The sequence below is a fragment of the Corynebacterium marquesiae genome, assembly GCF_030229635.1.
Taxonomy (GTDB): domain Bacteria; phylum Actinomycetota; class Actinomycetes; order Mycobacteriales; family Mycobacteriaceae; genus Corynebacterium; species Corynebacterium marquesiae.
The window spans coordinates 131,046-137,166 of record NZ_JASPII010000006.1; the positions used below are offsets into that span (position 1 = coordinate 131,046).

The window sequence follows — 6,121 nt, forward strand, 5'->3', positions numbered from 1 at the left end:
TGAGGAGTGAAAAACAGCATGGCTGATATCATCCACACTTTCGCCCGCGAAATTCTTGATTCCCGTGGCAACCCAACCGTCGAGGCCGAGGTCTTCCTTGACGACGGCGCCCGCGGTGTTGCCGGCGTTCCTTCCGGTGCTTCTACCGGTGTGCACGAGGCTCACGAGCTGCGCGACGGTGGCGAGCGCTACCAGGGTAAGGGCGTTCTAAAGGCCGTTGAGAACATCAACGAGAAGATTGCCGATGAAATTGCTGGCTTCGAAGCTGACGACCAGCGCCTCATTGACCAGGCACTGATTAAGTTGGACGGTACCGATAACAAGTCCGAGCTCGGCGCTAACGCTATCTTGGGCGTTTCCATCGCCGCAGCCAAGGCCGCCGCAGAGTCCGTTGCACTGCCTCTGTACCGCTACATTGGCGGCCCGAATGCACACGTACTGCCAGTGCCAATGATGAACATCCTCAACGGCGGCGCACACGCTGACTCCGGCGTAGACGTTCAGGAATTCATGATCGCTCCGATTGGTGCGGAGTCTTTCGCCGAGGCTCTTCGCATGGGCGCCGAGGTCTACCACGCACTGAAGGCAGTGCTAAAGGACAAGGGCTTGTCCACTGGTCTGGGCGACGAGGGTGGCTTTGCACCGTCCGTTGACTCCACCAAGGCTGCTCTCGACGTCATCGTGGACGCCATCAAGAAGGCCGGCTTCGAGCCTGGCAAGGACGTAGCCCTGGCACTCGACGTTGCTTCCTCTGAGTTCTTCAAGGACGGCAAGTATCACTTCGAGGGTGGCGAGCACACCGCTGAAGAAATGTGCAAGGTCTACGAGGGCCTCATTGACGAGTACCCGATCGTCTCCATCGAGGACCCACTGCAGGAAGACGACTGGGACGGCTACACCACCCTGACTGCCGCTATTGGTGAGAAGGTACAGATCGTCGGCGATGATTTCTTCGTCACCAACCCTGCTCGCCTGCAGGAAGGCATTGAGAAGAAGGCCGCTAACGCTCTGCTGGTAAAGGTTAACCAGATCGGCACCCTGACCGAGACCTTCGACGCAGTCGAGCTGGCTCACCGCAACGGCTACCGCACCATGATGTCCCACCGCTCCGGTGAGACCGAGGACACCACCATTGCAGACCTGGCTGTTGCTCTGAACTGCGGCCAGATCAAGACCGGTGCACCGGCTCGTTCCGAGCGCGTAGCTAAGTACAACCAGCTTCTGCGCATCGAGCAGGAACTTGGCGACGGCGCAGTCTACGCCGGCCGCTCCGCTTTCCCGCGCTTTAAGGCTTAATCGCCTCCTTTCGTAGCGCCCTTGCATTGCCGCGGGGGCGCTTTCGCATGTCTAGGTATTGTTGCCAGGTTTGCTTCCAATTCATGGTTCGCGGTGCTAAAGGTCCTTGAGCACGGTCAATCTCGAAAGTGCCGTCCGAAAAGAGCCAAGCGACGTCCCCAGTGATGGGATCCATGATGTAGCGGGCCCTACCATCGGTCTTCACATTGTGGTGGTGCTGACAAAGGGTGACAAGATTATCGATACTCGTCGGCCCGCCGTCGGCATACTCCACCCGATGATCAAGCTGGCAGTAATGCGCCGGCATAGAACACCCCGGCCAACGGCACGTGGCATCGCGACCGTGGACCCATGTCCTGATTTGCTCGGTGGGGACGTAGGAGGATGTTTCTTCTGGGCACAACTCGCGGGTCATCGAGTAAGTGCTCAAGCGTTCAGTAAGAACACACCATCCCGCCGACGGGATATATACCCGAGAAGCATCCTCACCCGCTGCATAGGTATTGATAACTACTTTTGTCTGGGTGCGATTAAAGATCAGCGCCTCCAAAGCCTCTGGCTTTGTGATGTTCTTCTTTCGCGCTGCTTTATCGATGTGCCGTGAAATAGCACTGGCGGTTGCTTTATCCGTTTTCAGGGTGATGGTGGCTTGGCCTTTGGAATAAGAAATGGAAACAGAGCGCTCGATTTCCTTCTCAATATCTGGCTTGAGAATGCCATCGATGTAATCGCGCAAGAATCTACGGATTTCAGATTCCGTGGGGACATGCTGAGCAGGTTCCTTCGGGGTGAGGAAGTCTGCAAGGGCGGCATCGACTAGTTGGATGCCCTCGGCGTCGTCGCCAAGCGGGGCAAGCTCGGCATCAATGACGTGCAGCCGCGGGAGGTCAAGAATCCAATGTTCGGTCTGTACCGCCGTGGTTAACGGCAACTCAAGCATGCGCAGGTGAGAGCGCAGTGCGGATAAAACGCGCCAGTAGCTCAAGCCCACCCGCTTAGCTAAAGCAGCAGTAGTGCATTCGACATCGTCTTCTAATCGCGGAAGTACGGATTGGTATAGCTGCCAAGATTGAATGCGTTGGAGCATACCCAAAATGCAAACCGTATCGTCGAGGTTATTGGTAGAAAAATAAGCTTTCTTTGGTGGTGCGTCGCTGGCCGTCACGGAAAGTTCCCCCTCTGGAATAAATCGCACACCCAATCGAATTTCCACCCTCAGTATAAGCCGCCTTGCTGGCTTGCGCAAGGCTTGAAGCGAAAAATTGTGCGAACTTTAGGAGGGATCTAGTAGCTGAAAATTTTGTCAGCCACTGCCTCGAGTTCCTTATCGTCATATTTGTCACCGCAGGTGGCGAGGGAACCCACTCCAGCCATGTACATGGTAAATAGCTTGTCTGGGAGGGGAGAGGCCGCTGACATTTCAAGCTTTTCGAAGACGGGAGCGTATTTCCTGTCAAACTCTTCTAAATCGGGAACGAGCTCCTCAAATCCGCTGTCGCCATGGGCTAGCAAATACTTGGCATCGTCTAGAATCTGATCATTCTCGCAGGCAACAGCTCCAGCCTTCTTCAGGGTCGTGGCGTTGACTTCGTAGCTGGTGGGGCCGTCATCGGTATCGGAAGTGCCCGCGCCGAACACGTCCAGGTAAAAGTCCGGGATCGTGCCGTGTTCTTTTATGTGATAAATGAAGCCGCTTTTGGTGTTGAGATCATGGTTTCTGCTGGTGGTAGTGGTAGGAGCTTCGCTGCTGGTAGTGCTTTCGCTAGTGGGGGACTCCGCTTCGGTGGCGACTTCTTCTTTGTGGTCGGTCGAGCTGCACCCAGCAAGTAGGGCGCCTACGGCGGCTAGGAGGAGGAGACGCTTGAGTGGCATTACTATTCCTTAGGCAGGGAATTTGGTTCGAAGCTCTAGCTGGAATGGATCGACTCAGCGACCTTTTCCAGTTCTTCATCGCTGAATTCATCACCGCAAGACATCACGGCGCCGAGTGAGCTCATCGCTGCAGCCATGATCTTGTCAGTGTCCGGTGCGTCATCGGGGATGTCTAGCGCTTCAAAAACATCACGATATTTGTCATCAGAGCCGTCGACCGATGACATAACTGCTTCCCCAAACTTGTCGGTGTTTCCTCGGAAATATTCCTTCGAAATGTCGAGCAATTCATCATTCTTGCAGGCAGCTTCGCCGGCCTTCTTGACGGAGTCCGCGTTGGTTTCAAAGCTTTCGGGCTGATCGTCTCCCTCGAGCTGGTCAGCATCATGGTTGATGTAATCATCCGGCAGGGTCTTATACTCCTTGAGGTAGTCGGCCATGCCGTCTTTAGTGTTTAGGTCGTAGCCGTCACCGTAGACGGGGTATTCGCCGTCTTGGGCGGAGGGGCTGCAGCTGGCGAGGAATAAGGTTGCGGTGAGAACGGGCAGGAGGCGTTTGAGGGACATGAAACTTCCTTCCTGGGCGGGAGAATTTCTTTTAGTGTATCCAAATTGCGCGTGCCACGTCCCTGTTACAGAAGTGACGGCGCTAGGATTAGAGGCCTATGGCACGCGAAAAGAAGACGCAGCGAAACCGGATCCGTACTAGGGTTCCGGTAGCCTCGCGTGCTGCGGATATCCGCAAGGCGCAGCGTGCACAACTGAAGCAGAAACAGAAGCCGGATCGGATGAGTATTGCCGGAGTAGGCGTAATCGTAGCTATAGTGCTCGTTGTTTTGTTTGCTATCGCCATTCCGCTGCGCAATTACTACCACGGCCGATCCGAAATTGCCCGCCTCAATGAGTCAATCGCCGCCAAGCAGGATGAGAAAGCTGCTTTGCTGGAGAAGATTGATAGATATAAGTCCGATGAGTACATCAAGCAGGAGGCGCGGCGCCGATTCGGGGTTGTCGATGAGGGTGAGACCGCCTACCGCATCATTGACCCGCAGATTAAGCCGGATGACCAGCTCACTACAGATGGTCAGAAGGAAGAAGATTCCCGCGAATGGTACGAAGTTCTGTGGGATTCTGTAGCCGAGCCGCCTGAGGAAGAAGCTCCGTCCGAGCAGGTAAATCATCTTCCGATTGAGCCGGCGCCGGAAGAGAATCCAGATGTGCGATAATTGTCCGCATGACCGTCACTGATGCAGATATCGCTGTAGTAACTGAGCAATTGGGCCGCACCCCACGCGGGGTCCTAGAGGTTTCATATCGCACGCCGGATGGGCAGCCCGCGGTAATTAAGACGGCGCCTAAGCTTGCCGACGGCACCCCATTCCCCACCCTCTACTACCTCACCGACCCACGACTTACGGCAGAAGCCTCACGCTTGGAGGTTGCTCACGTTATGAAGTGGATGGAAGCCCGCTTAGGTGAAGACGAGGAATTGGCTGCCGACTATCAGCGTGCCCACGAATACTTTTTGGCCAAGCGCAATGACATCGAAGACCTTGGCACCGATTTCTCCGGTGGCGGCATGCCCGATCGGGTGAAGTGTCTGCATGTGCTCATCGCGTACGCGCTTGCTGAAGGCCCACAGCATTTCCGTTTGGGAACTGAGGCGGTGGCCATGGCCGCCGACCACGGCAAGCTTCGAGGCTCTGCTATCCCGCAGGATTGGCCCAGCGTAGAGGATCTGGGGATTGACTTGGCCCAGTTCGATTTCTCTAACGCGGAATAGGAGGGCTGCTATGACTCGCGTTGCTGCGATTGATTGCGGTACCAATTCGATTCGCTTGCTCATCTCTGAAATTCAGGATGACGGCAAGGTCCGCGATATTACCCGCACCATGGAAATCATCCGCCTGGGAGAGGGAGTCGATGCCACTGGCGAAATTGCCCCTGCAGCTCTAGACCGCGCCCGCGTGGCCTTGGAAGGCTACGTACGCCAGATGAAGTTTGAGAAGGTCACCCGCGTGCGCATGGTTGCTACCTCCGCTACTCGCGATGCCAAGAACCAACAGGAATTCTTCGACATGACCGCTGAGCTGCTTGGCCAAATTCAGCCTGGTGCACAGGCCGAGGTCGTCTCGGGCGAGGAAGAGGCTCTGTTGTCCTTTAATGGCGCCGTGGCCGATGTGGAGCCAGACCGCGGGCCATTCTGTGTTATCGATTTGGGTGGCGGTTCGACCGAGTTCGTCGTAGGCACCGCAGATGGCGATATCTTGGGCACCCACTCGGCCCGCATGGGGTGCGTCAGGCTAACCGAGCGCATTATGCGTACCGATCCGCCAACCGAGTCGGAGATTGAGATCGCTTCCGAGTACGTCGGCGAGCGCACGGCGGAAGTAGAGAAGATAGTACCTATTTCTAAGGCCCGTACCATCGTCGGCTGCGCAGGAACTTTTACCACTCTTTCTGCATTGGCTCAGGGCCTTGAGCGCTACGACGCCGATGCCATTCACGGGTCTGAACTCCGCTTCGATGCCCTGCGCGTGCTTTTGCAGCAGCTTATTAGCCTGCCTTCCGACGTCCGCGCCCTCAACCCCGTCATTCACCCCGGCCGTGCCGATGTCATCGGCGGTGGGGCCGTAGCCGTCGAAGGCATCATGCAGCTCATCGAGCGCAATTGCGATGCGCGCAGCTTTTTCATCAGTGAAAAGGACATTCTCGATGGCATTATCGCTGGTCTGGCTGCGGAGGGTACCCCTCGTTAACTCCCGCAGGGTGAGGTGTCCTAAAATATTCTTTGCCCTTGCCCCCATAGCCCAATCGGCAGAGGCAGTCGACTTAAAATCGATTCAGTGTGGGTTCGAGTCCCACTGGGGGCACCATTGTGAAGTCTCGAGACATCGTTCCTATTTCGATGTTTCGAGACTTTCTTCGTTTTGGGGGTTCGTTTTCTAGATTTC

The 6,121-nt window shown here is 55.9% G+C and carries 7 protein-coding genes and 1 tRNA gene; 5 read left to right on the plus strand and 3 right to left on the minus strand.

Translation table 11 applies throughout. The features are described 5' to 3' along the window. Positions 1 to 18 precede the first annotated feature (18 nt). The gene (gene eno, locus QP971_RS05775; RefSeq protein ID WP_284811026.1) at positions 19 to 1,296 is read left to right on the plus strand and encodes a phosphopyruvate hydratase; all 1,278 of its coding nucleotides are present in this window, start codon (positions 19 to 21) and stop codon (positions 1,294 to 1,296) included. Here eno and QP971_RS05780 read toward each other — a convergent pair. The 3 genes from QP971_RS05780 to QP971_RS05790 all read right to left on the minus strand — a co-directional run bounded on the left by QP971_RS05780 (position 1,286) and on the right by QP971_RS05790 (position 3,734). Further along, positions 1,286 to 2,461: an HNH endonuclease signature motif containing protein gene (locus tag QP971_RS05780; protein ID WP_284811025.1), complete on the minus strand. Its 1,176-nt coding sequence runs from the start codon at positions 2,459 to 2,461 to the stop codon at positions 1,286 to 1,288. The two genes, eno and QP971_RS05780, sit on opposite strands and share 11 nt — an antisense overlap. 119 nt (positions 2,462 to 2,580) lie before the next feature. Then, a complete protein-coding gene (locus QP971_RS05785) occupies positions 2,581 to 3,168 on the minus strand; it encodes a hypothetical protein (RefSeq protein ID WP_284811024.1) in 588 nt (195 codons plus the stop codon). A 35-nt stretch (positions 3,169 to 3,203) separates the two neighbouring features. Continuing rightward, positions 3,204 to 3,734 (minus strand): ribonuclease, encoded by a 531-nt coding sequence (locus tag QP971_RS05790; RefSeq protein WP_284811023.1) that lies wholly within the window; start codon positions 3,732 to 3,734, stop codon positions 3,204 to 3,206. Positions 3,735 to 3,832: 98 nt separating this feature from the next. Here QP971_RS05790 and QP971_RS05795 point away from each other — a divergent pair, with 98 nt between their 5' ends. From QP971_RS05795 to QP971_RS05810, 4 genes are all read left to right on the plus strand, one after another. Beyond that, the gene (locus QP971_RS05795) at positions 3,833 to 4,393 is read left to right on the plus strand and encodes an FtsB family cell division protein (protein ID WP_284811022.1); all 561 of its coding nucleotides are present in this window, start codon (positions 3,833 to 3,835) and stop codon (positions 4,391 to 4,393) included. An 8-nt stretch (positions 4,394 to 4,401) separates the two neighbouring features. Continuing rightward, on the plus strand, positions 4,402 to 4,950 hold the full coding sequence (locus QP971_RS05800) for a DUF501 domain-containing protein (protein ID WP_198492793.1): 549 nt from the start codon (positions 4,402 to 4,404) through the stop codon (positions 4,948 to 4,950). A gap of 10 nt (positions 4,951 to 4,960) precedes the next feature. Next, complete coding sequence (locus QP971_RS05805; RefSeq protein WP_049379137.1) at positions 4,961 to 5,926, plus strand: Ppx/GppA phosphatase family protein; 966 nt, start codon at positions 4,961 to 4,963, stop codon at positions 5,924 to 5,926. Positions 5,927 to 5,966: 40 nt separating this feature from the next. Then, a tRNA-Leu gene (locus QP971_RS05810) sits at positions 5,967 to 6,043 on the plus strand. The last annotated feature ends 78 nt before the right edge of the window (positions 6,044 to 6,121 follow it).